General features: G+C 67.9%; 27 protein-coding genes and 1 tRNA gene. 10 read left to right on the forward strand and 18 right to left on the reverse strand.

Annotation, left to right across the window (positions count from 1 at the left end; translation table 11 throughout):
- Window positions 1–5: 5 nt before the first annotated feature.
- From ACXJKQ_RS12240 to ACXJKQ_RS12250, 3 genes are all read right to left on the reverse strand, one after another.
- The gene (locus ACXJKQ_RS12240; protein ID WP_457106008.1) at window positions 6–1,181 is read right to left on the reverse strand and encodes a glycosyltransferase; all 1,176 of its coding nucleotides are present in this window, start codon (window positions 1,179–1,181) and stop codon (window positions 6–8) included.
- 102 nt (window positions 1,182–1,283) lie between these two features.
- Entirely contained in the window at window positions 1,284–1,691 is a 408-nt protein-coding gene (locus ACXJKQ_RS12245) for a thioredoxin family protein (protein WP_457106009.1), read from the reverse strand.
- Between the two features lie 121 nt (window positions 1,692–1,812).
- On the reverse strand, window positions 1,813–2,118 hold the full coding sequence (locus tag ACXJKQ_RS12250) for a hypothetical protein (protein WP_457106010.1): 306 nt from the start codon (window positions 2,116–2,118) through the stop codon (window positions 1,813–1,815).
- 261 nt (window positions 2,119–2,379) lie between these two features.
- On the opposite strand from ACXJKQ_RS12250, the gene ACXJKQ_RS12255 reads away from it, so the two are divergent.
- Together ACXJKQ_RS12255 and ACXJKQ_RS12260 are read left to right on the forward strand one after the other, a co-directional pair.
- Window positions 2,380–3,054: a TetR/AcrR family transcriptional regulator gene (locus ACXJKQ_RS12255; RefSeq protein WP_457106011.1), complete on the forward strand. Its 675-nt coding sequence runs from the start codon at window positions 2,380–2,382 to the stop codon at window positions 3,052–3,054.
- A 57-nt stretch (window positions 3,055–3,111) separates the two neighbouring features.
- Window positions 3,112–3,576 (forward strand): DUF2852 domain-containing protein, encoded by a 465-nt coding sequence (locus tag ACXJKQ_RS12260; RefSeq protein ID WP_457106012.1) that lies wholly within the window; start codon window positions 3,112–3,114, stop codon window positions 3,574–3,576.
- 84 nt (window positions 3,577–3,660) lie between these two features.
- Here ACXJKQ_RS12260 and ACXJKQ_RS12265 read toward each other — a convergent pair whose 3' ends face one another.
- On the reverse strand, window positions 3,661–5,352 hold the full coding sequence (locus tag ACXJKQ_RS12265) for a methyl-accepting chemotaxis protein (RefSeq protein WP_457106013.1): 1,692 nt from the start codon (window positions 5,350–5,352) through the stop codon (window positions 3,661–3,663).
- Window positions 5,353–5,903: 551 nt separating this feature from the next.
- Between ACXJKQ_RS12265 and upp the strand changes: the two genes are divergently transcribed.
- The 4 genes from upp (at window position 5,904) to ACXJKQ_RS12285 (ending at window position 9,607) form a co-directional block, all read left to right on the forward strand.
- Window positions 5,904–6,539 (forward strand): uracil phosphoribosyltransferase, encoded by a 636-nt coding sequence (gene upp / locus ACXJKQ_RS12270; protein ID WP_457106014.1) that lies wholly within the window; start codon window positions 5,904–5,906, stop codon window positions 6,537–6,539.
- A 264-nt stretch (window positions 6,540–6,803) separates the two neighbouring features.
- Window positions 6,804–8,045, forward strand: coding sequence for an ABC transporter substrate-binding protein (locus ACXJKQ_RS12275; protein ID WP_457106015.1), 1,242 nt, complete (start codon window positions 6,804–6,806; stop codon window positions 8,043–8,045).
- Between the two features lie 130 nt (window positions 8,046–8,175).
- The gene (locus ACXJKQ_RS12280; protein WP_457106016.1) at window positions 8,176–9,189 is read left to right on the forward strand and encodes an NAD(P)H-quinone oxidoreductase; all 1,014 of its coding nucleotides are present in this window, start codon (window positions 8,176–8,178) and stop codon (window positions 9,187–9,189) included.
- A 115-nt stretch (window positions 9,190–9,304) separates the two neighbouring features.
- The gene (locus ACXJKQ_RS12285) at window positions 9,305–9,607 is read left to right on the forward strand and encodes a hypothetical protein (RefSeq protein ID WP_457106017.1); all 303 of its coding nucleotides are present in this window, start codon (window positions 9,305–9,307) and stop codon (window positions 9,605–9,607) included.
- A gap of 55 nt (window positions 9,608–9,662) precedes the next feature.
- Here ACXJKQ_RS12285 and ACXJKQ_RS12290 read toward each other — a convergent pair whose 3' ends face one another.
- From ACXJKQ_RS12290 to ACXJKQ_RS12335, 10 genes are all read right to left on the reverse strand, one after another.
- On the reverse strand, window positions 9,663–10,544 hold the full coding sequence (locus tag ACXJKQ_RS12290) for a 3-hydroxybutyryl-CoA dehydrogenase (protein ID WP_457106036.1): 882 nt from the start codon (window positions 10,542–10,544) through the stop codon (window positions 9,663–9,665).
- Window positions 10,545–10,726: 182 nt separating this feature from the next.
- Complete coding sequence (locus ACXJKQ_RS12295) at window positions 10,727–11,680, reverse strand: electron transfer flavoprotein subunit alpha/FixB family protein (protein WP_457106018.1); 954 nt, start codon at window positions 11,678–11,680, stop codon at window positions 10,727–10,729.
- 67 nt (window positions 11,681–11,747) lie between these two features.
- Window positions 11,748–12,497, reverse strand: coding sequence for an electron transfer flavoprotein subunit beta/FixA family protein (locus tag ACXJKQ_RS12300; protein ID WP_457106037.1), 750 nt, complete (start codon window positions 12,495–12,497; stop codon window positions 11,748–11,750).
- A gap of 168 nt (window positions 12,498–12,665) precedes the next feature.
- Window positions 12,666–13,238 (reverse strand): cob(I)yrinic acid a,c-diamide adenosyltransferase, encoded by a 573-nt coding sequence (locus ACXJKQ_RS12305; RefSeq protein WP_457106019.1) that lies wholly within the window; start codon window positions 13,236–13,238, stop codon window positions 12,666–12,668.
- 12 nt (window positions 13,239–13,250) lie between these two features.
- Window positions 13,251–13,877 (reverse strand): acyloxyacyl hydrolase, encoded by a 627-nt coding sequence (locus ACXJKQ_RS12310; RefSeq protein WP_457106020.1) that lies wholly within the window; start codon window positions 13,875–13,877, stop codon window positions 13,251–13,253.
- A 140-nt stretch (window positions 13,878–14,017) separates the two neighbouring features.
- Window positions 14,018–14,203, reverse strand: a complete 186-nt coding sequence (locus ACXJKQ_RS12315; RefSeq protein WP_457106021.1) for a twin transmembrane helix small protein — start codon at window positions 14,201–14,203, stop codon at window positions 14,018–14,020.
- Between the two features lie 66 nt (window positions 14,204–14,269).
- A complete protein-coding gene (locus tag ACXJKQ_RS12320; RefSeq protein WP_457106022.1) occupies window positions 14,270–16,906 on the reverse strand; it encodes a TIGR02302 family protein in 2,637 nt (878 codons plus the stop codon).
- A gap of 127 nt (window positions 16,907–17,033) precedes the next feature.
- Window positions 17,034–18,242 (reverse strand): polyhydroxyalkanoate depolymerase, encoded by a 1,209-nt coding sequence (locus ACXJKQ_RS12325; RefSeq protein ID WP_457106038.1) that lies wholly within the window; start codon window positions 18,240–18,242, stop codon window positions 17,034–17,036.
- A gap of 276 nt (window positions 18,243–18,518) precedes the next feature.
- Window positions 18,519–18,764 (reverse strand): hypothetical protein, encoded by a 246-nt coding sequence (locus tag ACXJKQ_RS12330; protein WP_457106023.1) that lies wholly within the window; start codon window positions 18,762–18,764, stop codon window positions 18,519–18,521.
- Window positions 18,765–18,924: 160 nt separating this feature from the next.
- The gene (locus ACXJKQ_RS12335; RefSeq protein WP_457106024.1) at window positions 18,925–19,134 is read right to left on the reverse strand and encodes a hypothetical protein; all 210 of its coding nucleotides are present in this window, start codon (window positions 19,132–19,134) and stop codon (window positions 18,925–18,927) included.
- 363 nt (window positions 19,135–19,497) lie between these two features.
- Here ACXJKQ_RS12335 and ACXJKQ_RS12340 point away from each other — a divergent pair, with 363 nt between their 5' ends.
- The 3 genes from ACXJKQ_RS12340 (at window position 19,498) to ACXJKQ_RS12350 (ending at window position 20,511) form a co-directional block, all read left to right on the forward strand.
- Complete coding sequence (locus ACXJKQ_RS12340; RefSeq protein ID WP_457106025.1) at window positions 19,498–20,151, forward strand: Maf-like protein; 654 nt, start codon at window positions 19,498–19,500, stop codon at window positions 20,149–20,151.
- A complete protein-coding gene (locus ACXJKQ_RS12345) occupies window positions 20,148–20,330 on the forward strand; it encodes a DNA gyrase inhibitor YacG (protein ID WP_457106026.1) in 183 nt (60 codons plus the stop codon). The genes ACXJKQ_RS12340 and ACXJKQ_RS12345 overlap by 4 nt, the downstream gene beginning before the upstream one ends.
- A 105-nt stretch (window positions 20,331–20,435) precedes the next feature.
- Window positions 20,436–20,511: transfer RNA gene (locus ACXJKQ_RS12350), tRNA-Phe, on the forward strand.
- Between the two features lie 190 nt (window positions 20,512–20,701).
- Here ACXJKQ_RS12350 and ACXJKQ_RS12355 read toward each other — a convergent pair.
- Window positions 20,702–21,454, reverse strand: coding sequence for a Crp/Fnr family transcriptional regulator (locus ACXJKQ_RS12355; RefSeq protein ID WP_457106027.1), 753 nt, complete (start codon window positions 21,452–21,454; stop codon window positions 20,702–20,704).
- A gap of 282 nt (window positions 21,455–21,736) precedes the next feature.
- On the opposite strand from ACXJKQ_RS12355, the gene ACXJKQ_RS12360 reads away from it, so the two are divergent.
- Window positions 21,737–22,726, forward strand: a complete 990-nt coding sequence (locus ACXJKQ_RS12360) for a phosphoribosylaminoimidazolesuccinocarboxamide synthase (protein WP_457106028.1) — start codon at window positions 21,737–21,739, stop codon at window positions 22,724–22,726.
- 42 nt (window positions 22,727–22,768) lie between these two features.
- On the opposite strand, the gene ACXJKQ_RS12365 is transcribed toward ACXJKQ_RS12360, so the two are convergent.
- The 3 genes from ACXJKQ_RS12365 to ACXJKQ_RS12375 form a co-directional block, all read right to left on the reverse strand.
- A complete protein-coding gene (locus ACXJKQ_RS12365; protein ID WP_020091862.1) occupies window positions 22,769–23,050 on the reverse strand; it encodes a DUF2312 domain-containing protein in 282 nt (93 codons plus the stop codon).
- 55 nt (window positions 23,051–23,105) lie between these two features.
- The gene (locus tag ACXJKQ_RS12370) at window positions 23,106–24,287 is read right to left on the reverse strand and encodes an alpha/beta hydrolase (protein ID WP_457106029.1); all 1,182 of its coding nucleotides are present in this window, start codon (window positions 24,285–24,287) and stop codon (window positions 23,106–23,108) included.
- Window positions 24,288–24,370: 83 nt separating this feature from the next.
- Window positions 24,371–25,735 carry an MFS family transporter gene (locus tag ACXJKQ_RS12375; protein ID WP_457106030.1) on the reverse strand — a complete coding sequence of 455 codons (1,365 nt, stop codon included), beginning with the start codon at window positions 25,733–25,735 and terminating at the stop codon, window positions 24,371–24,373.
- Window positions 25,736–26,128: the final 393 nt, after the last annotated feature.

Genomic DNA, 26,128 nt, shown 5'->3' on the forward strand with positions numbered 1-26,128 from the left:
ACGTATCAGATCTGGCTACTGCGCGGATCGGCCACCGGCCCTCTGGGTGTAATGGAAGTGCCCGCGATCGGCCGCACGAACCCGGCGATCCCGAGACCGAGGCGGATCACGGCGATGCCGAACCGCGCGATCCGGATCTGGCCGGGCAGCTGGCGCGGGCCGATGGGCCGGTAGGCCAGTTTCGGGCTGGCGCGCTCGGCCTCCGCGATCGCCTGTCCGAGGGGCAGGTTCGCGATCCTCTGCGCCGCCGCGGGCTCGATGCCGATGGCCCGCGCCCAGGCATCGGTCCGGGCGAGCCGCCCGAGCCCGTGCAGGCGGCGGAAGCGGCGCCGCCAGACGTAGCGCCGGACGGCCCGCACGAAGGTCTCCATCCGGGCATCGCAGAGCGCATCCGGCTCCTCGCAGCGCGAGCGGATCGTGTCGGCGACACCACCCGGGGCGCGCCCGGAAAGGCGGGCCGAGATGGTCACGCACACGTCGGTCGCGTGCCGGACCCGCAGCCCGTGCTCCAGGAGCCGCGCGATGAAGGCACCGTCCTCCCCGAGGGGGATCTCCGGCATGCCGTCGACTTGTCGGTAGGCACTGCGGGTCACGGCGAGGGTCGCGCCGATCGCGGTCCGATGGCACGGCCAGGGGTCGTGCGGATCGGGGTCGATCCGCGCCTCCGCCTCGGTGATCAGGGCGTCATAGAGATCCTCCAGGCGGCCCCGGGCCGGGAGCGACGGCGGCAGAAGGGCCGCTTCGGCCGGATCGAGTTCGACCCGGCCCGCGACGGCATCGGCCCCCTGCCGGATCGCGGCGCGGTTGCGGGAGACCCAGTCGGGCGGAACCCGACTGTCGGCGTCGGTTGACAGGATGATCCCCGCATTCCCCGCATCACCCAGCCATGCGGCCGCGGCATCCATGGCTCTGCGTCGCGCCCAACCGGCATGGGCGCCGGAAAAATCCTCGGTCAGCACGCGCACCGGGATCGACAGCGTCGGTACCAGCGCCGAGACGATGGCCTGCGTGTCGTCCGTACAATTGTTCAGGAACAACACCAGACCGAGACTGCCGTCCGCCACGCCTTCCTGGGCGTCGATCGCCCGCAGACAGGCCGCGATTCGCTCCTCCTCGTTGCGCACGGGAATGGCCACGATCGCTTCGGGACGGGGGGTAGCTGCCAGAGGGGTCGTCGACACCGTTCAGGATCTCCGCCGGACCCGTCGCGCGAGCCCGCCTCGGACCTATGCCGGCCTTTCCCTGAACGGGACCGGACCGGCAACCCTCGCGGGGCCGGCGGATTAGAGTGTCTTTTCGACGAGGCCCTCGATCCATTCCGGCTGCGTTTCCCCCACCGAACGGCCGACCTCCGTCGCGCCCTTGTAGGCGATCAGCGTGCTCTGCATCCGCACGTTCAGGCGCCGCAGCAGATCCTTCGCGCTGTCGAAATCGATCTCGAAGATCTGAAGGTCCTTGAAGCGTGGCTCAGCCGAAAGCTTCGCGAGGATCGGTTTCTGGGTCTTGCAGATCGGGCACCAGGGGGCACTGACTTCGATCAGGATCGGCTTGCCGCTCTTCTGAGCCGCCTCGAAAGCCGCATCGGTGAACGGTGCGCTCTCGAGCGCCATCGCCCGGGTTGACGGATTGACCGAGACGGCGGCGGCGACGGCGAGGCCGGCCAGCGCGAGGACGTGACGGCGGTTGTTCATGGTCTTCGTCCCCTCGGGACTTCGTCGGAGCGGGTGGCGGCCTTGGGCGGATGCTACGCGATGCGGCCTGAACGGTCCCGTCGGCCGTGAGGCCCTGCGACCCCAAAGCGCGGGCGCCGAGTCACATTGTCGAGACGTCGGTGGCGAGCGCCCGGTCGTCCGCAACCAGCGCTGCGATATCCTGCGCCTCCACCGCATCGAGGGGACGGCGGATGCGCAGCGCCCGTGTCGCCGCCCCCACCCGCATGACCAGGACGATCGTTTCCATGTCGGGACAGCCGGGGTCTGCGCAGGCGATCTCGTTGATCGCCAGCGTGTCGGCCTCGCCGAGGCCGAGCGCCGCCCGCAGATCCTCCTTCAGGCGCGACGCGAGGGCCGCCCGCTCCGCCGAGCGAGCCCGCCACGCCCTGAGGCTCACGAAAGCCATTGCGATGCTCGCTGTGCTAAGACCCAGGCTTCATGTTCGGCCTTTTTCCAGCAGACCGTCGAACCCTTCCGCGTCCGAATTGTAATAGTGTTACGCAGGGACGACGCGGTCAAGCGTGGCCCGCGCTCCGTTTAAACCATTGCCGAGCCCAGCGGACATGCCGGGCTGCACCTCTCGAAATCCAGCTTTTGCGAGCCTTCGGACTCGACAGCAGTGGACTGGTTCTATGAGGTGCGAGAGGCGCGTAAAGGATGAGTGATCTTGCGACCCTGGCGGGACGGGCCGGATGACCGGCGAAGTTACCATCACGGCAATCTGAAGGAGGCTCTCCTCGAGGCCGCGCGCCGCTTCATCGCCGAGCGCGGGATCGGCGGGTTCACGCTCGTGGACGCCGCCCGCCTTGTGGGGGTGACGCCGGCGGCGTTGTACCGTCATTTCCGGGGGCGCGAGGCTCTCCTGGAGGAGCTTGCCGGGCGTGGTTTCGCGGAGCTTGCCGCACGTCTGGCACGGGCCTTGACGTCGCGCGGCACGCCGCTGGAGCGGTTTACCCGCATGGGTGAGACCTATCTGACCTTCGCCGAGGAGGAGCCGGCCTACTATGCGGCCATCTTCGAGACTCGCGGCCTCCACGCCGTCCCCTCGGAAACCGAGGCCCCGACTGGGGCCGCGGCGGTCGGGAGGCCGAGCCCCTTCGATCTCCTGGTCGAGGCGCTGCAGGCGACGTTCACGGACGGGTTCGGGGGCGTGGCACCCCGCTTCATTGCCTTGGAAGTCTGGGCTCTGGCCCACGGCCTCGCGACCCTCTCATCAGCTGGGCATCTGCCGCGCGGGCCCGGGTTTCCGGACAAGTATGAGCTGCTGCGTGCCGGCGTCCTGGCCCTCGTCCATGGGGCAGCCCGGCCGCACGAGCGCGAGGGTGATGCCGGCCGGCCTTGAAAGGTCTGATCCGGACCCGCATGTTAACCGCGTTCACATGAACAGCGGAGCACAGCCGTGACTTCTCAATCCTCTTCCCCCTGGGCGACCGGCAGGCTCAGCCGCTCGGGTCCTTTCCCGCGCCGGTCCCTGGAGATCGGCGCGATCGTCGTCGGTTTCATCTACTGGTGGCCCGTGGGTCTCGCGCTGGTCGCCTGGAAGCTTGCCGGCTATCCGGCCTTCGCGGAGCTGCGCGACGCAGCGCGCCGAGCGGTCGCAGATTTCGAGAGCCCGCGTCCGGCGTCCCGCTTCGCCCGCGCCTTCGAGGCGGCCAGCCGCCGTGACAGCAGCGGCAACGCCGCCTTCGATGCCTATCGCCGCGCCGAGCTCGACCGTCTGGAGGCGCAGCGGCGGGCTCTCGAGGAAGAAAGCCGTGCGTTCTCGGACTTCGTCGAGGAACTCAAGCGGGCCAAGGATCGCGAGCAGTTCGATGCCTTCATGGCCAAGCGCCGCACTGAGGGTGGCGAAAGTCGCTCGGTCTGACCGTTCGACGACCGGCGTCCGGGTCGGTCGACCCGGACGCGCCTTTGTGCCTGTTTGCCGCCGGAGCGGATGTCCGACCCGGAGTCACGCCGCACGGACCGTTTCGAGGAACCGGTCCACTTCCGCGGTCAGGTGCTCGGATTGCTCGGAGAGCCGGGACGCCTCGGTCAGCACCTGACCGGCGGCTTCACCGGTCTTCTCGGCCGCGCCGGCAACGCTGACGATGTTGTTCGTCACGTCGCCGGTCCCGGCCGCCGCTTGCCCGACATTGCGGACGATCTCCTGGGTGGCGGCGCCTTGCTGTTCCACCGCCGCCGCGATCGAGGTCGCCACCGCGTCGATCTCACGGATCCGGGCCGTGATGGCCCCGATGGCGCCGACCGCCTGACCCGTGGTGGCCTGGACCCGGGCGATCTGGCCCGAGATCTCCTCGGTGGCGCGGGCGGTCTGCTCGGCCAGCGCCTTGACCTCGGTGGCCACCACCGCAAAGCCGCGCCCGGCGGTGCCCGCGCGGGCCGCCTCGATCGTGGCATTGAGTGCCAGCAGATTGGTCTGGCCCGCGATGGTCGAGATGAGCCCGGCGACATCGCCGATCCGCGAGACTGCCTCGCTCAGCTCGTGAACCATCGCTCCGGTCTGATCCGCCTCTTCGACGGCCGCGCGCGCGAGTTTGGCCGAGCCGTCCACCTGCCGGCCGATCTCGACGACGGACGTGCCGAGTTCCTCGGCCGCTGCTGCCACGGTGTTGACGTTGCCGGCGGCCTGCTCGGCCGCCGCCGCGACGGTCATGGACTGGCTGGCGGTCTCGGCTGCGGTGGCCGTCATGGTCTGGGCGGTGCCCTGAAGCTCGGTCGCCGAGGTCGACACCTGGGTGATGATTCCGCCCACGGTTCGCGCGAACTGGTCGGCCATGTGATGCATACCGAGCCGGCGTTGCGTCTCCGCGTTTCGCCGTGCCTCCTCCGCCTCGGCTTCGAGTTGGCGGGTGCGGATCAGGTTGTCCTTGAAGACCTGGACGGCGGCACCCATCGCGCCGATCTCGTCGCGGCGCTGACGAAACGGGACTTCGGTTCCGGTTGAGCCCTCCGCCAGCTTGGTCATCGCGCCGGTCATCGCCGCGATCGGGCGCGTGATGTGTATCAACGCGAAGACCGCCGCCCCAAGGGCCGAAACGAGCGACATACCGATTCCCGCGACCGCTACGGTCGATGCGGTGTCTGCTCGGACCATCGCGGTGTCGGCCTCCCGAGCCGCAGCTTGCAGATCGTACGCAACCAGCCGCGCGAGCGCCGCGCGGGCGTTGTCGTACAGGGCGACGATGTCGGGTCGGATCAGCAGAGCCGTCGCCTCCTGCGGCCGGCCGGATTCCATCAGGCGGCGCGCCTGTCCGTCGACCTCCGCGAAACGAGACCAGGAGGCATCGAATTCCGCATACAGAGCCCGCTCCTCCGGCGTGGTGATCAAGGACTGATAGTCCCGTCGCGCCTCCATCAAATCGGGATGCGTCTTTGCGAGATTGGCCTCGTTGATCACGCGGCGTTCCGCAGTGTCCGAGAGCAGGATGAGTCTGTATTGCTTAATGCGGACCTCGGATGCGGCTACTTCGATCGCGCTTACCTTTGCGACGGAGGGAACCCAGTCCGTGGCGAGGGTCGTCACTGCTTCGCTGATCGCAGAGAGATTGTGGAGGGACAGGCCGCCTTGGGCCGCCGAGATCAGCGCGAGCCCACCGAACAGGATCGCGAGCATGACTTTGAGTGAGAGTGTCAGGCGCATGAGTGGGACAGATCAGACCGGAGAATCAGGACGCGACGTCGTTGTCGATCAAGGGATCCATGCAGTTTAGATCATGTATCACGATGAGCAAGTGGCACATAATTCGATTTGCGGTACGCATGTCAGTTGATTATTTCCGTAAGTATTGGAAAAAATGGGAGATATAATTGTAGATATGGATCATAATGCATTCAAAAACGTGATTATGTAGTATTATTTTGCCATATAAAACATCTTTTATCAGCATCAAATGCAGCTTCGACCAGTCTGAGCTGTACACATTTTGATATGTATTGATTAATAAGATCAGAAAATATCGATGAGCGGAATGCCGGATTGATCCGGCGATCGTTTTCATGTCCCGCAAGGATGGGTGTTGTGACCGGTTGTCCCCGCGGGGCCGTCGGTCGCTCGGGCGGTGCGCCAAGGGACCGGTTGATGGCTTGCAGGTCGCATCGGCGCTTCTGCCGATCCTCCTCGATCAGACGGTCGAGTTGCGGCTTGGGCTCGGGTCCGGCATGGGTCATCAACCGCAACGGGAGAGGTTGGGCATGCCGACGGGTCGGGTCACCGTAGTCGATCACCCGCTTGTTCAACACAAGCTGACGCATCTGCGCGATAAGAACCGCTCGACCAAGGGCTTTCGGCAGATCCTGAATGAGATCGGGATGCTCTTGGCCTACGAGGTGACGCGGGACCTGCCGCTGGAGCCTGTGACCATCGAGACACCGCTCCAGCCGATGGAGGGGCGACAGATCCAGGGCAAGAAGCTCGTCCTGGCACCGATCCTGCGGGCCGGGGTCGGCTTCCTCGACGGGATGCTGTCGCTGGTTCCCTCGGCCCGCGTCGCGCATATCGGGCTCTACCGAGATCCCGAGACGCTTGAGGCGGTGGAATACTACTTCAAGGCTCCGTCCGATCTCGCGGACAGGACGGTGCTGGTCCTGGATCCGATCCTGGCCACCGCGAACTCGGCGATCGCTGCCCTGGACAGGCTCAAGGCCCGCGGAGCCTCGGATCTCCGGTTCGTGTGCCTGCTGGCGGCCCCGGAGGGCCTCGCCAAGTTCCAGGCTGCCCACCCCGACGTACCGGTCTGGACAGCGGCGATCGACAGCCACCTGAACGACCACGGATACATCGTTCCAGGCCTGGGTGATGCCGGAGACCGCATGTACGGCACGCGGTGACGCCCTCGGCCTATCTGGGTCGGTATCCGCATGCCCGGTGTCACGCCGTTCACGGGCGCCGTGCGGGACTGGGTAGACCCTGTTCCGGCGTATCGCCGCACCGGCAACTATTCCGCCCCTGATCGACCCGCATGCGGACGGCGGACAGGCGATGTGTCACGCATCCGGGTATCTGCACATTGTATTCACACGGTGACGTGTTGCACACTGCCGGCCTGGATCCGATGCGGCGGCAAAAGCCGCACGGGCCGCAGGAGGAAGCCCATGCCGATGGAACGCAGCGTTTCGAGTCGAGCCCTGGCCCTTGCAGCAGTGGCCGGATTGTTGGGATCGACGCAGGCACGCGCCGCCGAGCCGATCAGGATCGGCGTGATCGCCGAGGCGCAATCCGTGGTCGGCGCCTCGATCCCGCAGGCGGTGCAGCTCGCCGCCGACGAGATCAACGCCAAGGGCGGCGTCGATGGCCGGCAGATCCAGGTCGTCACCTACGACGACAAGAGTTCCGCCTCCGACGCGGTCCGCGCCTTCCAGCGGGCGGTCTCGGAGGACAAGGTCAACCTCGTCATCGCCAGCTACATCTCGGAGGTGGTGCTGGCGCTGATGCCCTGGGCGGCCCGGCTCAAGACGCCGATGATCACCCCCGGCGCCGCTTCCAACGAGATCAGCCTCGCGGTTCACAAGGATTACGCCCGCAACAAGTACACCTTCCACGGCTACCTGACCTCGGCCGCCCTGGCGCAGTCGATCTGCGATTCCACCAAGGACATGCTGCTCGACCTGATGAAGGTGAAGACTGCGGCGATCATGAGCGAGGACGCGGCTTGGACCCGGCCCCTCGATGTCGGCTACGAGAAATGCCTGCCCGAGATCGGCGTGAAGGTCGTCGACCACATTCGCTTCTCGCCGGACACGGGTGATTTCACGCCGATCTACAACAAGATCGAGGCGGCCAAGCCCGACCTGATCGTCACCGGCATCTCGCATGTCGGTGTGCAGCCGACGGTGCAGTGGCAGAACCAGCAGGTGCCTCTCGCCATGACCGGCATGAATTCGCAGGCCACCTCCTCGACCTTCTGGGCCAACACCAATGGCGCCACGCAGGGCGTGATCTTCCAGAGCATCGCGGTGCCGGGCGCCGCGATCACCGACAAGTCCCTGGCCTTCAGCGACGCGTTCAAGAAGCGCTTCGGCAGCGATCCCTCCTACGCGGGCTACATGGCCTACGATCAGGTCTACTACGCCGCCGATGCGGTGAAGCGTGCCGGATCCGCGGAGGCCGACAAGCTCGTCGACGCCCTGGAGAAGACCGACTGGGTCGGTACCGTCGGGCGGACCCAGTTCTACGGCAAGGACGACCCGTTCACGCATTCCATCAAGTACGGCCCGGGCTTCGTCACCGGCCTGATGGCCCAATGGCAGGACGGCAAGCAGGTGGCGATCTGGCCCAAGAGCCTTTCGCAAGGCCAGATCGTGTTGCCGGCGGCCGTGAAGGCGGCTGCCCGGTAGGCGATGCGGACCGGCAACGGACGCCCGCCGGCCCGGCGGCTTGCCAAGCGCGTCCGTTGCCGCAAGTAGAGCCGGTCCCGCGGCACCGTGAGCGCGGGCGTCACCACCTGCGCGCTGAGGATGATCGTTGATGGCCAGCACCGACCTGCCCGAGACCATGCGACAGATCCGCTACGACGGTGCGGGCGGCCCTGAGGTGATACGGCTCGAGACCGCCGCGGTGCCGAGCGTCGGGGCCGGGCAGGTACTCATTGAAGTCGTGGCCGCCGGCGTGAACCGGCCCGATGTCGCCCAGCGTGCCGGCGTGTATCCCCCGCCCCCCGGCGCGACCGAGGTTCCCGGCCTCGAAGTCGCCGGCCGCATCGTCGCCCTTGGCAGCGGGGTCGACGGCCTGTCGGTCGGCGACGAGGTCTGTGCGTTGGTCATCAGTGGCGGCTATGCCGAATACGCTCTGGCCGAGGCGTCCCATTGTCTGCCGCGCCCCAAAGCCGTCTCCCTGGTCGATGCCGGTGGCCTGCCCGAGACCTTCTTCACGGTCTATTCGAACGTCGTGCAGCGCGGACGCCTCGCGCCCGGCGAGAGCTTTCTCGTCCATGGGGGATCGAGCGGGATCGGTGCCACCGCGATCCAGATCGCGAAGCATGTCGGAGCCCGGGTCTTCGCCACCGCGGGCTCGGCCGAAAAGTGCCGCTTCTGCGAAGGACTCGGGGCGGAGGCCGCGATCGACTACAAGCAGGCCGACTTCGCCGAGGAGGTGAAGCGTCTCACCGACGGACGCGGTGTCGACGTCATCCTCGACATGATCGGGGCGAGCTACCTCGCCCGCAACCTCAAGTCACTGGCACCGGACGGGCGTCTGGTGATGATCGCTCTGATGGGCGGCTACAAGGTCGACGGCCTCAACATCACGCCGATCATGCGCAACCGTCTGACCTTCACCGGCTCGACGCTCCGGCCCCGCGCCAAGGCCGACAAGGCCGCGATCGCCGACGGCCTCCGCCGAGACATCTGGCCGGAACTCGATAGTGGGCGCATCCGGTCCGTCACCCATGCCACGTTCCCGCTGGAGCAGGCGCAGGCCGCGCACGAGCTGATGGAATCGAGCACCCATCTCGGCAAGATCCTTCTGACCACCGGGCGGTGATCCAGACCTCCGGCAGGAACCTGCCTCGACGGCCCCGCGTTGGCGGCCGGTAACGAGATCGTGTCGCGCAACGCCCGTTTCGGCGTGTGGCGTCCCGTCGAGGAAGGTTTTGCAGATGGCCCCGAGATTGAACCCGAACGAGAGCCGTCAGGCCGAGCGCGGAAAGCCCATGCTTTGGGTTCTGGTGGCGAGTCTCGTCTTGCTGGCGATCGCCACCGTTRGGCTGCTCACGTGGAACGGCGCCAATTCCCCGAAGGACTACGCCAGCCAGAGCCAGGATGCGTCGCGTAAGGAAGTGACCGGCTCGGTCACCGGCCAACCCGGCGGCGCGTCGTCCACGAACAGCACCGGTGTTCCCGGCGGCAACCCGTCCTATCCGCAGCCGGCCCAGCCCGGCGCGAACGGCGCTCCGAAGTAACCGTGACCCGGGACGGCCTCCACAAGCCGTCCCGCCCCGACGTCCTGCGTCGCGATCAGCGGGTCGGGATCGGCGTCGGTCCGCGATAATCGTAGAAGCCGCGCTTGGCCTTGCGGCCCAGCCAGCCGGCCTCGACATACTTAACCAGCAACGGGCAGGGCCGGTATTTCGAGTCGGCCAAGCCCTCGTACAGCACCTGCATAACCGACAGGCAGGTATCGAGACCGATGAAATCGGCGAGCTGCAGCGGACCCATCGGGTGGTTCGCGCCGAGCTTCATGGCGGTGTCGATCGACTCGACCGATCCGACGCCCTCGTAGAGCGTGTAGATCGCCTCGTTGATCATCGGCAGCAGGATGCGATTCACGATGAAGGCCGGGAAGTCCTCCGACATCGTCGAGGTCTTGCCGAGTTTCGCGATGAAGGCCTTGGCGGATTCGTAGGTCGTATCCTCGGTCGCGATACCGCGGATCAGCTCCACGAGCTGCATCACCGGCACCGGATTCATGAAATGAATGCCGATGAACTTCTCGGGCCGGTCGGTCGCCGCGGCCAGCCGGGTGATGGAGATCGATGACGTATTCGTCGCCACCAGCGTTTCCGGGCGCAGAGACCCGCACAGGGTGGTGAAGATCTCGCGCTTGGTGGCCTCGTTCTCGGTCGCCGCCTCGATGACGAGGTCGCAAGGGCTGAGCGCACCGTAATCCCGCGCGGCCACGATCCGGGATCGGGCTTCAGCGCTGTCGGACTCCGTCATCGTTCCCTTCGAAACGAGGCGGGCGAGGCTGCCCTCGATAACGGACAGGCCGTTCTCGAGCCGAGCGGGGTCACGATCGTTCAGCAGGACGTCGAAGCCGGCCGTGGCGCAGACCTGCGCGATGCCGCTTCCCATCTGGCCTGCGCCGATGATGCCGACCCGCTTGATCTCCATGTGCATGTGCCGACCTGTGCCCCCAATGCGGATGCCGATGCGCGGCCGCGCGGTTCGACCGGCGGCACGGGGCGACGGCATCGCGCGAACTCTCGCCGTTGCAGCCTTCTAGACCAATCTCCGATCCGGAAGGAACCCGTGGCGCCGCGTTCTGCGACAAGACTCGCGGGTTTCCCGATCGCGTTCCGCTACTGGCCCTTGGCTTTACCGATCTCGGATTGCAACTCCGGCACAACCTGGAAGAGGTCTCCGACCAGACCGTAATCGGCGACCTGGAAGATCGGCGCGTCCTCATCCTTGTTGATGGCGACGATGACCTTCGAATCCTTCATGCCGGCGAGATGCTGGATCGCACCCGAGATGCCCACCGCCACGTAAAGGTCCGGCGCGACGACCTTTCCGGTTTGTCCGACCTGCCAATCGTTCGGCGCGTATCCGGCGTCCACGGCGGCACGGGACGCGCCGACCGCAGCGCCCAGGGCATCGGCGAGCGGCTCGATCAGTTCGTGGAACTTGTCCGACGAGCCGAGGGACCGCCCGCCGGACACGATGATCCGAGCCGAGGCCAATTCAGGCCGGTCGGACTTGGCGATTTCCTCGCCCTTGAAGCTCGAGCCGCCTGCCTCCGGCGCGGCGGCGGACACGCCCTCCACCGGAGCGGTCGCGCCGCCTTCGGCAGCCGCCTTGAAGGCCGCCGTCCGCACCGTGATCACCTTCTTCCCCGCGGGTGCCTGCACGGTCTGAATGGCGTTGCCGGCGTAGATCGGCCGCTCGAACGTGTCAGGCGCGACCACCTTGATGATGTCGGAGATCTGGGCGACGTCGAGCAGCGCGGCCACCCGAGGCAGCACGTTCTTGCCCGTCGTCGAGGCCGACGCGATGATCGTGTCGTAGGGCTCGGCGATCGCCGCCATCAGGGCCGAGACCGGCTCGGCGAGATCGTGATCGTAGAGGCCGTCCTCGGCGTTCAGAACCTTCTCGACGCCGTCGAGCTTCGCGGCGGCCTCGGCCACGGCCTTGGAGCCGGCGCCCAGGACCAGGGCGTGGACCGGGGCGCCGATGTCCCGGGCGGCGGAGAGCGCCTTGAGGGTCCCGTCCTTGATCTGGCCGTTTCCGTGCTCGACGAAGAGGAGTGTCGTCATGGTCTGCTGATGCCCTTGAGGGTGATGGCGCGGGGCTCGACCGGGTCTCGGGAGCCCCGCATGCGGATCAGATGACGCCGGCTTCGACCTTGAGCTTCTGGACCAGCTCGGCCGCGGACCCGACCTTGACGCCGGCCGAGCGTCCCGGCGGCTCGGCCGTCTTGAGCACCTTGATCCGGGGGGTCACGTCGACGCCGAGCGCATCCGGCGCCAGCTCCTCCAGCAGCTTCTTCTTCGCCTTCATGATGTTGGGCAGGCTGGCGTAGCGCGGCTCGTTGAGCCGCAGATCGGTCGTCACGATCGCCGGCAGCTTCAGGCCCACGGTCTGCAGGCCCCCATCGACCTCGCGGGTGACGTCGATGGTCCCGTCCGCGAGCGCGATCTTGTAGGCGAACGTGCCCTGTGGCCAACCCAGGAGCGCACCGAGCATCTGCCCGGTCTGGTTCGAGTCGTCGTCGATCGCCTGCTTGCCCAGGATGACGAGCTGCGGGCTCTCCTTCTCGACGACGGCCTTGAGCAGCTTGGCGACGGCCAGCGGCTCGCAGGTCACGTCGGTCTTGACCAGGATGGCGCGGTCGGCCCCCATGGCCAGGGCCGTGCGGAGGGTCTCCTGCGCCTGCTGCGGTCCGATCGAGACCGCCACGATCTCGGTGACCTGGCCCTTCTCCTTCAGACGGATCGCCTCCTCGACGGCGATCTCGTCGAAAGGATTCATCGACATCTTCACGTTGGCGAGTTCGACCCCGGAGCCGTCGGCCTTCACGCGAATCTTGACGTTGTAGTCCACCACCCGCTTGACGGGCACCAGCACCTTCATGGCGGTCACGATCCTTCCCCGGAGGATTCTTGTCGTCGTGCAGGCCACTCCCACCGCGCCCGTGGCGCAGCGTGGCCGGGGCACGCAAGGCGGGCGGACCGTAGCGGCCACATTTCCGCCTTGTCAACGCGGCGCCGTGGCGAGCCCGCGAAAACGCTGGGCTCGGCCTCAGCGGTTGGCGCCGGGCACCCAGAGTACGTCATCGGCCCCGTCCGCATTGGCCGCCCGGCTTGCGACGAACAGGAAGTCCGATAGGCGATTCAGATAGCGCAGCGCCTCGGAGGACACCGTTTCGTCCTCCCGGGCGGCGAGGCTCACCGCGAGTCGCTCCGCGCGACGGCAGACCGTTCGAGCGAGGTGCAGGGCCGCCGAGGCCGGCGAACCGCCGGGGAGCACGAAGGATTTCAGCGGCGGGATGGCCGCGTTCAGGGCGTCGATGTCGCGCTCCAGACGCTCGACCTGGCTCGCGACGATCCGAAGCGGCTCATAGGGCAGCGGCTCCGGGCTGGGCGGTGTGGCGAGGTCGGCACCGAGATCGAAGAGGTCGTTCTGGATCGCGCCGAGCATCCCGTCGAGGGGGCCTTGCGTGTGCAGGCGCACCAAACCGATGCAGGCGTTGGTCTCGTCGACGGTGCCGTAGGTCTCGACCCGAAGGTCCGCTTTCGAGCGACGCTGCCCGTCCGCCAGTGCGGTCGTGCCCCTGTCGCCGGTCCTCGTGTAGATGCGATTGAGTTTGACCAAGGAGTGGGCGCCTCAGAAGGTGTAGCCGATCTTGCCACCGTAATTGGTCAGGCCGCGGTTGTTGGCACACAATCCGGCATTCGACATGTGCTCGATCGTCGCCATGATGCTCCAGTGCTCCGTCAGACGGAAGCCCAGAGCAGCCGCCTCGCGGAACATCGGCGAGCAGCCGAGAGTGTTGAAGCCGTAGGGCGTCTCCGCCTTCGGGCCGGTCCAGCCGTTATGGGCCACGCCGCCGAAGAAGCCGTCGAGGAAGATCCGGCGATTGAAGGTTTCCGGGAAGACTTCGAGGGTCCAGGTGGCCCCCAGATAGGCGTAGCTGGTCCGGCCACCGGTGTTGTAGCTGCCGCCCACCGTCGGCCGCGGCACGAAGGCCTGCCAGAACGGATCGGCGCTGAGCACCGGCTTCGCGAACAGGACCTCGCCGTTGACGTTCGCCTTGCTGAAGCCCGGAAGCTTGCCCTCCGCGCTCCCGGGATCCTGCACCGCGCCGCCGATGCGGATCTCCGACACGATGCTGAGGGGCTGCACGGGTGGCGCATAGGCGGCGGGACGCGGCGGCGCGTCTGCGGCCGAGGCGGGCAGGATGACCGCTCCTGTCAGGAGGCCGAACAGACAGAGGCGAGAGGGGGTCGTCATGCGGGCTCGGCCGGTTAGGCGCAGCGAATTGCTTCTACCGAGCGTAGCAGAGGCCCACGGGGTCCGGCGGCCAATTCATCCGGCGCCGCGTCGAAAGGCGTCCGGTGCGGCGGCGCGGTCACACCCGGGCGGTTTCGCGGTCAGGCCGAGCGCCACCAGACGACGCCCATGATGATCACGATCGCCAAGAACTGGAGCAGGACCCGCAGTCGCATCAGCCGCTGCGAGAGGCTCGCGCTGCCGCCGCGCATCATGTTGGCGAGGCCCAGGACGAGGACCACGGCGACAGCCAGGCAGGCGATCAGGACGAGGGTGTTGGACGACATTCAGAGGGAGATCCGGATGGGGCCGAGGCCGCATGGCAGCCTCGCGCGGCGTGAAAGGAGGAGCGCTCAGTTTCGGCGGAGCAGGCGCTCGAAATAGTCGAGTTCCTCGCGGGGGCGACTCGGGTCGCCGAGCTTGCGCCGCAGCTCTTCCATGATGCGCCGCGCGCGCTGGACCGCTGATTCGTCAGCCGTCGGGACCCGCACCCGGCCGTCGCTCATGTCGCGCCCCCGGGTCGGACGGCCGAGGGGGTCGTCGTCGCGGGCGCCGGCCTGACCCTGCTGCCCGGGTTGCTGGCCGCCGTCCTGCTGGCCTTCGCCCTGGCCCTCGGCCATCTCCTGCATCTGCTGCGCCATGCCGTCGGCACCACGCTTCAGGCCGTCGAGGGCGCGAGCCTGCGCATCGACCGCCCCGCTCGAATCGCCGTCCTTGAGGGCGTTCTCAGCCTCGCGCATGGCGTCCTCGGCATCGGACAGGCCCTGCTCACCGCGCATGCCGTTCTCCTTCATGCGCTGCTCGAGCTGTTCCAGCCGCTGCCGGAGGGCCTGCTGGCGCTGCCCGACGTCACCCGGCTGGCCCTGACCCTGCTGGCCCTGACCCTTTTGGCCCTGGCCCTGCTGGCCTTCGCCCTGCTGTCCCTGCTGACCCGGCTGCTTCTGTCCCTGCTGACCCCGCTGGCCCTGCTGCGGTTGACCGCGATTCGGCTGGCGCTGACCGCCGCGCTGCTCCTGCCCGTCCTTGAAGGTTTCGTCGCGCAGGCCCTGCTGCTCGCGGGACATCGCGTCCAGGTCGCGCATCTGCTTCTGCATCTCGCGGGATGCCTGGTCGGAGCGGCCCCCGCGTTCGGCGGTCTGTAGGTTCTCCAGGACGTTGCGCAGCTGCTCCATGAGACGCTGCGCCTCGGCGGTGTCGCCGCGCTTCATCGCCTCCGCCATGTCCTGGATCATCTTGTCGAGATCCTCGGGCGTCACCGTCTTCGATTGCTGGTTGTTCTGGCCGCGCTCGCTCTGCTCACGGGGCTCGCGCCCCTGCTTCTGCGCCATCTCGGACAGGAACTTGTCGAGGGCCTGCTTCAGGTCCTGCGTCAGCCGCTTGATCTCGTCGTCGGGCGCATTGCGCTCGATCGCCTCCTTCAGCCGGTCCTGAGCCTGACGGAGCTGCTTCTCGGCGTCGGAGAGGTCCCCGTCCTCGATCTTAAGGGCCATCTCCCACAGGAGGTCGGCCACGTCGGTGAGGTCCGTGTCGGTCCGAGCCCGGCGCAGGCGTTCGGTCGCGGTCCGGAGCCCGAGGAAGATCGCCGGCTGCGGCGTGAACGTGTCCGGCGCGACGAGGAGGGCGTCCAGCGCGCCCTGGACCCAGCGGCGATCGGTATCGGGGGCCGTGACGAGGCGGCGGCGATCCTCGGCGAGCGCCCGCGCCAGCGGGTCGCGGAAGGGGCGCGCGGGCAGGATGATCTCGGTGTCGGGGGTACGGCCTTCCTGTCCGGCCTCGTCCTTGACCACGATATGGTAGCGGACCCGCGCCCCGGACCACGGGCTGTCCGTGAGGTCCACCAGGGTCTTGGTGTCGGCCTCGCCGCTGGCATCGCCGGGCAGCGCCAGGCCGATATGCGGAACCGGAACCAGCGTGCGGCCGGACTTCAGCGGATCGATCACCGCCTCGGCCGAGCTGATCCCGTAATCGTCCTTGGCGCGATAGGTCAGGTTGAAGGTGCCGCGCCCATTCACCTCGGGGCCGCCCACGGCGGTCACCTCCGGCGGCCGGTCGGGGATCGCCTCGACGGTCAGGCGCTGCCGACCGGCCGGGGTCGCGATCGTCAGTTCGGCGCCGCCGACGATGCGGTAGCGCTCCTCGCGCAGGTCGGGCCGTGCCTCCTGTCCCGGGACGGAGACGAGGCCGGCATTGGGCGTGAGGGTCGTCGCCGACGCCGCCTTGCCTTGACCGGCGATCCGCACGATCAGCTGCGCATTGACGGGCGCGCGCAGGTGCTGGTCGCTCCCGTCCATGGCGATGAGCAACGGCGGCATGCGGGTGTAGAGCGGCGGGTCGATCCAACCGTCCACGCGGAAGTTCGGGCCGGGCGCCGCAGGCTCCTGCCAGTCGAAGGCGGCGCCGATCCGCTGGCGCCATTCAGGGCCGGCCGCGAACAGGCTGGCGACCGCGGCCACCACCAAGCCGGCGCGCAGGGCGAACGGATCATGACGCGTCATGCCCGGTCGCGGCAGGCCGACCCGCAATGCGGACATCGCCTGCGCGGCGCGGCGCTGATGCAGGTCCCACAGCGTCCGGCTTCCCGGATCCGAGGCGCCGACGGCCAGACTGTCCTGCGCCGCGGAGGCGGGCCCGTGGCGCAGCGCCGGATCGCGTGCCGCCGCCTCGCGGTCGAGCCGCGCCAGGAGCAGGCGCCGGTCCGGCCCGGCGAGATGGATCAGAGGCCACAGAGCGGCCACGAGGAGGGCTGCCAAAGCCCCGAGGCCGACTTGGCGCCAGAGCGGTGTCAGGTCGAGCCACAGACCCGACCAGGACACGACCAGGAAGAGCAGCCCGACGCCGAGGCCGCGCCAGAGGACAGGCCAGGCCTGCTCCCACAGGATCGCGACCCGCGCCTGGGCCACCAGCCGGTCGAGCCGTGCGGCGGTCGCGGTGCGCCCGCCGGTCGGTCCGCCCGCATCGGTCTTGTTGTCGTAGCCGTTCCTGCCGATCACGCCGACCGTTCCGCCTCACGCCGAAGGAGTGGCCCCGGGAAACACGCGATCCGCGCCCCCGTCCTCAGGACGCTAGCATGGTGGGCCGCCCAGGTCGGCGGGTCAAATCGGCGCGACGCCGGGCCGGTCAGTTGTGGGCCTGGATGAAGTTGCGCACCTGCGGATAGATCTGAGACTCCCAGCGCCGCCCGGCGAAGACGCCGTAATGGCCAACGCCCGCCTGGAGGTGATGGGTCCGCATGTACGGGGCGAGGTCCGTGCACAGGTCGTGGGCCGCCATGGTCTGGCCGACCGCGCAGATGTCGTCCCGCTCACCCTCGACGGTCATCAGGGCGGTGCGGCGGATCGCCCGCAGGTCGATCGGATCGCCGCGATAGCTCACGGCGTTCCTGGCCAGGGTGTGGTCCTGGAACACGGTCTTGACCGTTTCCAGGTAGAAGTCGGCCGCGAGATCGAGCACGGCGAAATACTCGTCGTAGAAGGTCTCGATCGCCGCGGCCTTGTCGTTCTCCCCGTGGGCCATGTGCCAGAACAGATCGGCGTGGCCCTGGATGTGGCGCTTGGCATTCATCGCCATGAACGCCGAGACCTGCATGAAGCCCGGATAGACCTTGCGCCCGGCGCCTTTGTGACGCGTCGGGACCGTGGCGATCAGGTTCTTCTCGAACCACTCGATCGGCTTGGAGGTCGCCAGTTCGTTCACGCCCGTGGGATTGATCCGGCAATCGACCGGTCCGGCCATCAGGGTCATGCTGCGCGGAGCGGCCGGATCCTTCGTCTGCGCCATCGCGGCGGCGGCCACGAGGGCCTGCACGGCGGGCTGGCAGACCGCGACCATGTGGGCGCCTTCGCCCATCGTGCGCAGGAAGTGGATCAGGTGGCCCACATAGTCGTCGAAGCCGAACTGGCCGTCCGACACGGGGACGTCGCGGGCATTGTGCCAGTCGGTGATGTAGACGTCGTGGTCGGGCAGCATCGTGCGCACCGCGGCGCGGAGCAGGGTGGCGAAATGGCCCGACATCGGGGCGACCATCAGCACCTTGGGCTGCTCGGTGTGGACGTCTTTCTTGAAGTGCAGGAGTGTTCCGAACGGCGTGACCTCGACCGGCTCCTCCGAGACCGGGACGCTCCGGTTGCCGACGGTCACCGAGTCGATGCCGTAAGGCGGCCGCGAGAAGGTCAGGCCCGTGCGCATCATCATGCGGGCACCGGCCGACATCCAAGTCACCGGCTCGCCCCACCCGAACCAGGGCGACCAGATGTCGTTCAGAAGCCGGCCCCACGCCCGGGTCTGAGCGGCGATGTCGGTCTGCAGGTCGAAGGCGTCGTAGAGCATCAGGCAGGCACTCGCGAGAGCCCTGCCCGGCACGCGGGCCATCGGGGCGGCAAAGTTGGCGGATGCCGGTCTTGGTATCGCATCAGCTTGGCCGGGTAGGATGCTTCCCGTTCCTCTGGGCCGCAACTGGACGAAGGTCGAAGTTCAACAGGAATTATACGGACGTGACTTTGTTGCACCATGTCGTCCGCTGCCTCATCGCAGCGTCGACCGTGCGGTCCGTCGCGCCCGTCACCTCCCGGGCGAGTGCCCGCGGTGCGGGACTCGCCCGCGCGTTTAGGATGCGCGCCGGATGATCGGGCCGGGATCGCCCTCGGTCCGGCGATGCTCGCACGCAATCTTGAGGTACCGGTCGCTGCCCCCCGGCAGCCCGGCCTGGGCCGCCATCGTCTGCGCGTGCATCAGGCACTCGATCGGCGTGTGCGCCGGGGCGATGATGACGTCGAGGGCGGTATCACGGGAGCAGTCCTGTGCCAGGAGGGTGCCGGCACAGACCAGGGCAACGGAGAGCAGTTCCGACATGACGGACCTCGCATTCGAGTGATCGAAAGGTCCGCGGGGTGCTCTGGCGTGCGAGCCGCCGCGTTGTCGTTGCCTGAGCGTTTCCTTCCCGGTCGCTGAAATCCGAAGGCACGTCACGTGCCAGTTGCGCGGTCGGCGACCCGACCTGATCGGACCGGCTTCAGTCGCGGGCCGCCAGCCAGTGGGTCTCCGGCTCGTTGGCCGGCAGAAGGGCCGCGACGGCGTCGAGATCGACCACGTACTGGTCGGTAAGCAGTCGCCACATCTCGAACGGCGACGTGGCCCTCGGCTTGAGGCTGTCGAGAGCGCGGACCAGAAGAGCGGCACTCACGAGCTTCGGGCGCTGCAAGAGCGGATCAGCGTTCAGCATCGATGTCGATCCCAGTCCGATGAGACCCATCTCGGCTGAGTGTGGTTAACGTCCGGTTACGGTTCCGACCCAGTGCTTCGGGTTGTCTTGCCAGGTCGCAGTGCGCGGATTTTAGTCTGACTCAGGTCGGAGAACCACAGTTCAGATCCGTGCGTGAGCCTGCGTACTCTTGCCGGAGGCGAGCGTCGCCGGGACAGGATCGCGCCGTTTGGCCACCGGAATTCCCGATGCGATGAAGATGGTCTTGAGTTCACAAGCCCGACCCCTTCCCGTATCAGGCAGGCGGATCGAGCCTGTCCCGGCCGACGTCGTGCCGCCGCGCAGGGCGCGCACGGCTGCGGTCGATTGTGCGAACGGAAGATCATGGACGCCACACCTGAAGCGATCGGCGCAGGGCAGGGTACGCCAGCGCGGCTCGTGCTCGCCTCCGCTTCGCCGCGCCGCCTCGCGCTCCTGCAACAGATTGGAATCGAGCCGGCCGCCCTTCTGCCGGCGGAGATCGACGAGACGCCGCGCAAGGCCGAACCGCCCCGCGAACTGGCGCGCCGCCTCGCCCGCACGAAGCTCGCGACCGCCGAGGCGGCGCTTCACCTGGACGATACCAAGACGCCGACCTGGCTCCTGTCGGCCGACACGGTGGTCGCGGTCGGACGTCGCGTCCTGCCGAAGGCCGAAGTTCCCGACGAGGCCGCGGATTGCCTCCGCCTGCTCTCCGGGCGCCAGCACCGGGTCTATACCGCGATCTGCCTGCTCTCGCCGCGCGGACGCCGGGAGCGGATCGTCGAGAGCCGGGTCCGGTTCAAGCGCCTCTCCGGCCGCGACATCCAGGGATACGTGGCGTCGGGCGAGTGGCGCGGCAAAGCCGGCGGCTACGCGATCCAGGGATTGGCCGGTGCCTTCGTGGTGAAGCTCGTCGGATCCTACAGTGGCGTCGTCGGGCTGCCGCTCTACGAGACCATGAGTCTTCTCGACGGCGAGGGTTATCCCGTACGTTCCGGCTGGGGCGCGCTCGCATGAGCCGCGAGCGCCGTCCGGCCTGTCCCATCTGTCGGAAACCGGCGACGCCGGAGTATCAGCCGTTCTGCTCGCAGCGCTGTGCCGATGTCGATCTCGGACGCTGGCTCAACGAGCGCTACGCGATCCCCGAGGACATCGAGTCCGACGAGGGACCCCGGGAGCCGGATCCGGAGCGCTGAATTTTTCCGGCATTTCCTGCACGCCGATGGCGCGGCAAGGCTGGACAGGCCGCGAAGCACTTACTATACCCCGCGGCGTCCGAGGCCGATGACGGCGCGGGCGACGCCCAGGTAGCTCAGTTGGTAGAGCATGCGACTGAAAATCGCAGTGTCGGTGGTTCGATTCCGCCCCTGGGCACCATCCGTTCGCTGAATTCTCGGTGAGGATCGCGGGCGTCGACGATAGCTTCTGATTGCCCCGATCTTGAGACCGTGCACCATGCGGGTGCGTTGCGTGTCGCAGGGTGCGTGGACGGCCTGAACGGCCGAGCGGGCGAATCCGGCTGTGCCGAAAACCGTCCGTCTTCGATGACATTGTCCGGGCGGGCGATTCAGCGGCAGTCCAGATCCCGCAGGTGAAGGTAGGTCGGATCGAATTCGGCTGCCGCCAGCAGCCCAGGCCAGTCGTGGACGATGAGGCGGCGGCCGCGCAGCGTGATCAGGCCGGCGGCCTTGAGGTCGCGGATCGTGCGGTTGACATGAACCGGCGTGATCCCGAGCGCGTCCGCCAGTTCGGGCTGCGTCATGGGCAGGTCGCAGGCCCGGTCCGGCGCCAGCCCGACCGCGTCGAGGCGGGTCACCAGTTCGCAGAAGAGGTGAGCCATGCGCGCGTAGGCTTCCCGACGCCCCGTGTTGAGCATCCACTCCCGCACCAGGGCGGCATCGATCAGAGTCGCGCGCCAGAACACCGCGTTGAGGCGCGGATGCGCTCGCAGCATTGCGCGGACCGCGTCATGCTGGACGAAGCCCAGCCGGCAGGAGCTGATCGTCGCGATGGTGACGTCGAGAACCTCCAGGTACAGGCTCTGGAAATCCGGCACATCGCCGGGGACGTGATAGCTCATCACCTGCCGTTTGCCGGCGCGGGTCGATTTGTAGGTGCAGGCGATTCCGCTGAGGATCGTGAAACTCCGGGACGGACGATCCCCCTCGCGGACGATGTCCTGGTTGGGCTCGATCTGCACCATCTGCATGGGCAGCGCGTTGAGGGCCGCCCGCTCCTCATCGGAAAGCTTGAACAGCGCGACGGACTCGATCCGCCGCAGGAACGGATGTCGCGTCGTCGGGTGAGGGGTGTCGATCATCGCGCCTCGGCCGTCCGGCGTGACCACCCGGCTACGCCGCCGCGGGCCATCCGTCGTGTCTCGTTGCGGTTGAGAATAGGGTCCGCACATGGGCGCGACTAGGCACGGATGCCCGCCTGGGACGGGGGCTTCGGGTCGCGAAAGCCGTCACCGAATGGCCGACGAGCCTTCGGCGCTGCCGCTGCAGCGGTGCAGAGGGTATTGGCGGGGCTGGAAATCTCGGGCTCGGCCGCGCACACAGGTCCGGCGGCGCGGTCGCCGCCCAGCCTCACGAGACACCCGATGAACACGGCCGATCTCGCCCCGCACGCGCATCAGGTCCTGCGCGATGCGACCTTGCCGGAGCTGCCGAACCATTATCGGGGTAAGGTCCGGGACAATTACGACCTCCCGGACGGTCGGCGCATCCTGATCACCTCGGACCGGATCAGCGCCTTCGATCGGGCGCTGGCCGCCATTCCCTTCAAGGGGCAGGTCCTGACGCAGACCGCGCGCTACTGGTTCGAGCGGACGGCCGATATCTGCCCCAATCACGTCATCGCCTACCCCGACCCCAACGTGGTGGTCGGCCGGCGCCTCGAGATCCTCCCGGTGGAGGTTGTTGTCCGGGGCTATCTCGCCGGCACCACCTCGACATCGATCCTGACCCGCTACCGGGCGGGCGAGCGGGACATGTACGGCCATCGCTTTCCCGACGGCATGCGCTCCAACGAGCGGCTGGAACGACCCATCATCACGCCCACCACGAAGGCCTTCGACGGCGGTCACGACGAGCCCCTCACGGAGGCCGAAATCCTGGAACGGGGGCTGCTCACGCCCGAGCAATGGCGGACCGTGTCGGAGGCGGCGCTGGCCCTGTTCGCTCGGGGCCAGACCCTGGCGGCCGAGCGCGGTCTGATCCTCGCGGATACGAAATACGAGTTCGGCACCGACCCGAACGGCCGCATCGTCCTGGCTGACGAGATTCATACGCCCGACAGCAGCCGCTACTGGTTCGCGCAGAGCTACCCGGAGCGGTTCGCCGCCGGCGCGGCGCCGGAGAGTTTCGACAAGGATTTCGTCCGCAACTGGGTGGTCGCGCGGTGCGACCCCTACACGGATCCGATCCCGGAGATCCCGCCCGAGATCGTGCTGGAGACGGCCGCGGTCTACATCCGCGCCTACGAGACGATCACGGGCGCCCATTTCGTGCTGCCGGATCCGGCCGAGGAGCCCCTGGCGCGGATCCGGCGTAACCTCGCCGCCTATCTCGAGACCGACCGGCAATCCTGAGAAGAGGCGCGGCGCCCGTGGCGCCGCGCCCCGTTCGACGGATCAGGCCGCTGCGGCGATCGGGGCGGGGGAGGGCGCGTCCATGGCGCGCAGGTAGACGTCGAGCAGCGTCTCCTGCTCGTCGCGCTCGTCCTTGTCCTGCTTGCGGATCTTCAGGATCTCCTTGAGCACCTTCACGTCGAGGCCTTCGCCCTTGGCCTCAGCGAAGACCTCCTTCTTGGCCTCCATCAGGTCCTTGATCTCCTCCTCCAGCCGTTCCACGCGCTCGATGATCGAGCGGATGCGGTCGCCCGCGACGCCCACGGTGTCGGTCATGTCGGTCATGCGTTCCCTCGTCGGATGACGGGGGCACCCTCGCCGGGACAGGGTAAGCGGCGGGTTAAGGACGCGCGGGCGCCTGGATCCGGCCTTCGATCCAGCCGACGATCGCGTCCGCCACCGCGTCGCTGTTCGATTCCAGCATCATCATGTGGCCGTTGCCGTGGACGCCGTGCTCGGCGAGGGCCAGCCGGTCGGGCTTGGCCCCCGCCTGCGCGAGGAAGGCGGCCGTGCAATCGTCCATGGTGGCCCGGAACGAGGCCTCGCCGGTCACGATCACTGCGGGCACCCGGGCGAGGTTTGGCAGCTTATGCGCGGGCTCAGCCTGCAGCCAGCAGCGGATCTTGTCCGGCGCCGCCGCGGTCTCGGCCTGGACCACGGTCAAATCGGCGGGGCCACTCACCGGCGGCTCGAAATGCAGTGGCACCCGGGTGATGCCGTAAGGCCGCGCCCGCGCGTCGCCGATGCGCTCGTACCAGTCGGCGCCGCCCTTGAAGCGGATGTCGTAGAAGGTCGGACCGTTCGGCTCCACGGCGACGTGGGCCTTCACCAAGTCGGGCCGCTGGTCCGAGACCGCCCAGCCGAAGACGCCCGCCTGCGAGTGCGTCAGCAGGATCGCGGGGCCGATCTTCTCCAGAAGGGCGATCAGCGCCGGATCGACCAGCTCCTCGCTCTTCAGCGCGCTGGCGATGTACGGCACCTGGGAGAGATAGAACTGATCGAAGGCGGCGTTGCCGCGCACCCCCGCGCCGCCCGGCCACTGGTTGTGCAGCCGAGCCTGCGGATAGAGCGCGCTGCGCTCCTGCCCGGTGAACACCGTCTCCAGATCCTCGGCCGGCAAGCGGGCATAGGGACCGTAGGTCTCGGGATCGCCGCCGGATCGGCCGCGCCCCACCTGATCGACGACGTAGACCGCGAAGCCCTTGGCGGCGAAGCGATCCGCCCAGCCCGGCCGGCCGTCGGGCGTGCCGAGGAAGTTCGTCCCGGTCTGGGCGGTGCCGTGCACCAAGACGATCGGATAAGGCTGCGTCACCCGCTCCGGGGCGCGGTATTCGACGAACATCTGCCCGAGGGCTGTGGTCTTGCCGCCCGCCGTCGCGTAGCGGCCGCCGACGAAGAAGTATCCCGCCGATTGGTTTGGCTTGAAAGGCGTGCCGCCGAGCGCCGGTTCGGCGGCAAGCGGCGCCGAGGCGGCCGCGAGGCAGAGCAGGGTCAACGCCCCGGCGGCGGCTTTCCTGAGCATGGTGTCCTCCCGCGGACGTCTGTCGCGCCCGGCGGGAGGCATATCACCGTGAATGTGCCGTCCGGTCCAGCCGGCCGCACCAATCAGGCGTGGGCGAGGCGCGGCCTCTTGCCGAGGGCCTCCTCGACGGTGCCCGCACCGTCGAGATAGCCGTGGACCTTCGGGTTCGGCATGATCAGCGAGGCCACGAAGGCAATCGCCATCAGGACGGTCACGTACCAGAAGAACGTGCTCTCCATGCCGTTGTCCTTGAACCACAGGGCTACGAACTCGGCGGTGCCGCCGAACGTCGCGTTGGCCACCGCGTAGGACAGGCCGACCCCTAGCGCGCGGACGTCGGTGGGAAACAGCTCCGCCTTCACGATGCCGCTGATGCCCGTGTAGAACGATATCACCGCAAGCCCCAGCGTGATCAGGGCAAAGGCGAGGTACGGGTCCTTGTTGGTCCCGAGCGCCGTCATCAGCGGCACCACCATGAGCGTGCCGAGGCCGCTGTAGAGCAGCATGTTCGCCTTGCGGCCGATCCGGTCGGACAGCGCGCCGAAGATCGGCTGGATTGCCATGTAGACGAACAGAACCACCGTCATCACCTGCGACGCCGAGGTCTTCGGCATGCCGGCGGTGTTGACGAGATACTTCTGCATATACGTGGTGAACGTATAGAAGCTCAGGCTGCCTCCGGCCGTGTAGGCCACGACGACCAGGAACGCCCGCCAGTGCTTTGCCAGCGCGGCGAAGGTGCCGGCGGTCTCCTTGTCGCTGCTGTCCTTGGTCTCGGCCAGCGATCGCCGGAGGTAGAGGGCCACGACCGCCAGGCCGGCGCCGATGAAGAACGGGATGCGCCAGCCCCAGGCCGTGAGTTCCGGACCGGTCATCACCGTCTGCAGGAAGACCAGGACGAGCGAGGCGAGGAGCTGCCCACCGATCAGCGTGACGTATTGGAACGAGGCGAAGAAGCCGCGCTTCCCCTTGATCGCGACCTCGCTCATGTAAGTGGCCGACGTGCCGTATTCGCCGCCGACCGACAGGCCCTGCAGCATGCGGGCGAGGAGTAGCAGCACCGGCGCCAGGGTGCCGACATGCTCGTAGGTCGGCAGGATGCCGATCAGCAGCGACCCGAAACACATCATCAGCACCGAGACGACCATCGAGGTCCGTCGGCCGACGCGGTCAGCGATGCGCCCGAACAGCCAGCCGCCGACCGGCCGCATGAAGAAGCCCACGGCGAAGATGCCGGCAGTCTGCAGGAGTTGGCTGGTGGAATCGCCCTTCGGAAAGAAGGCGGGTGCGAAGTAGAGAGCGAAGAACGCGTAGCAGTAGAAATCGTACCATTCGACGAGGTTGCCCGACGACGAGCCCACGATGGCCCAGATGCGACGCTTCCGGTCTGCGGCTTCGTCGAGGGCGCTCGGTGCGATACCGATCGTATCGTCTCGCGAGGCGGACATGGCGTCTCCGTCGATCAATCCTGATGCCGGCCATGGCCGGTCTCTTCTTCGTGCGGCGCGACGTTACAGGTGACGCGCCTGATCGCAAGTCCGTGATCGGACATAGCCGAGGACAGCGCGTGCGCCTGTCATTCGTGCCGCGTCCCGATTGCCGCGGGACGGAACGGTTTCTCCGGAGGGCTCGTTGCGGGCCAGCGGAGGCGTCGATGGCGCACCGATGCCCGCAGGAGGAGAGGCCATGAAGCGGATTCTGAGAGACACGGTTGCGGCGGTCATCGTCGTCGCTGGAGCGGCGACGGCGTTCGCGCAGGGCGGCCCCGGTGGTGGCGGCGGTGGCGGCGGCGGTCCCGGTGGCGGGGGTCCCGGTGGCGGCGCGGGCGCCGGAGCCGGCCC

This window comes from Methylobacterium sp. P5_C11 (genome assembly GCF_054049775.1).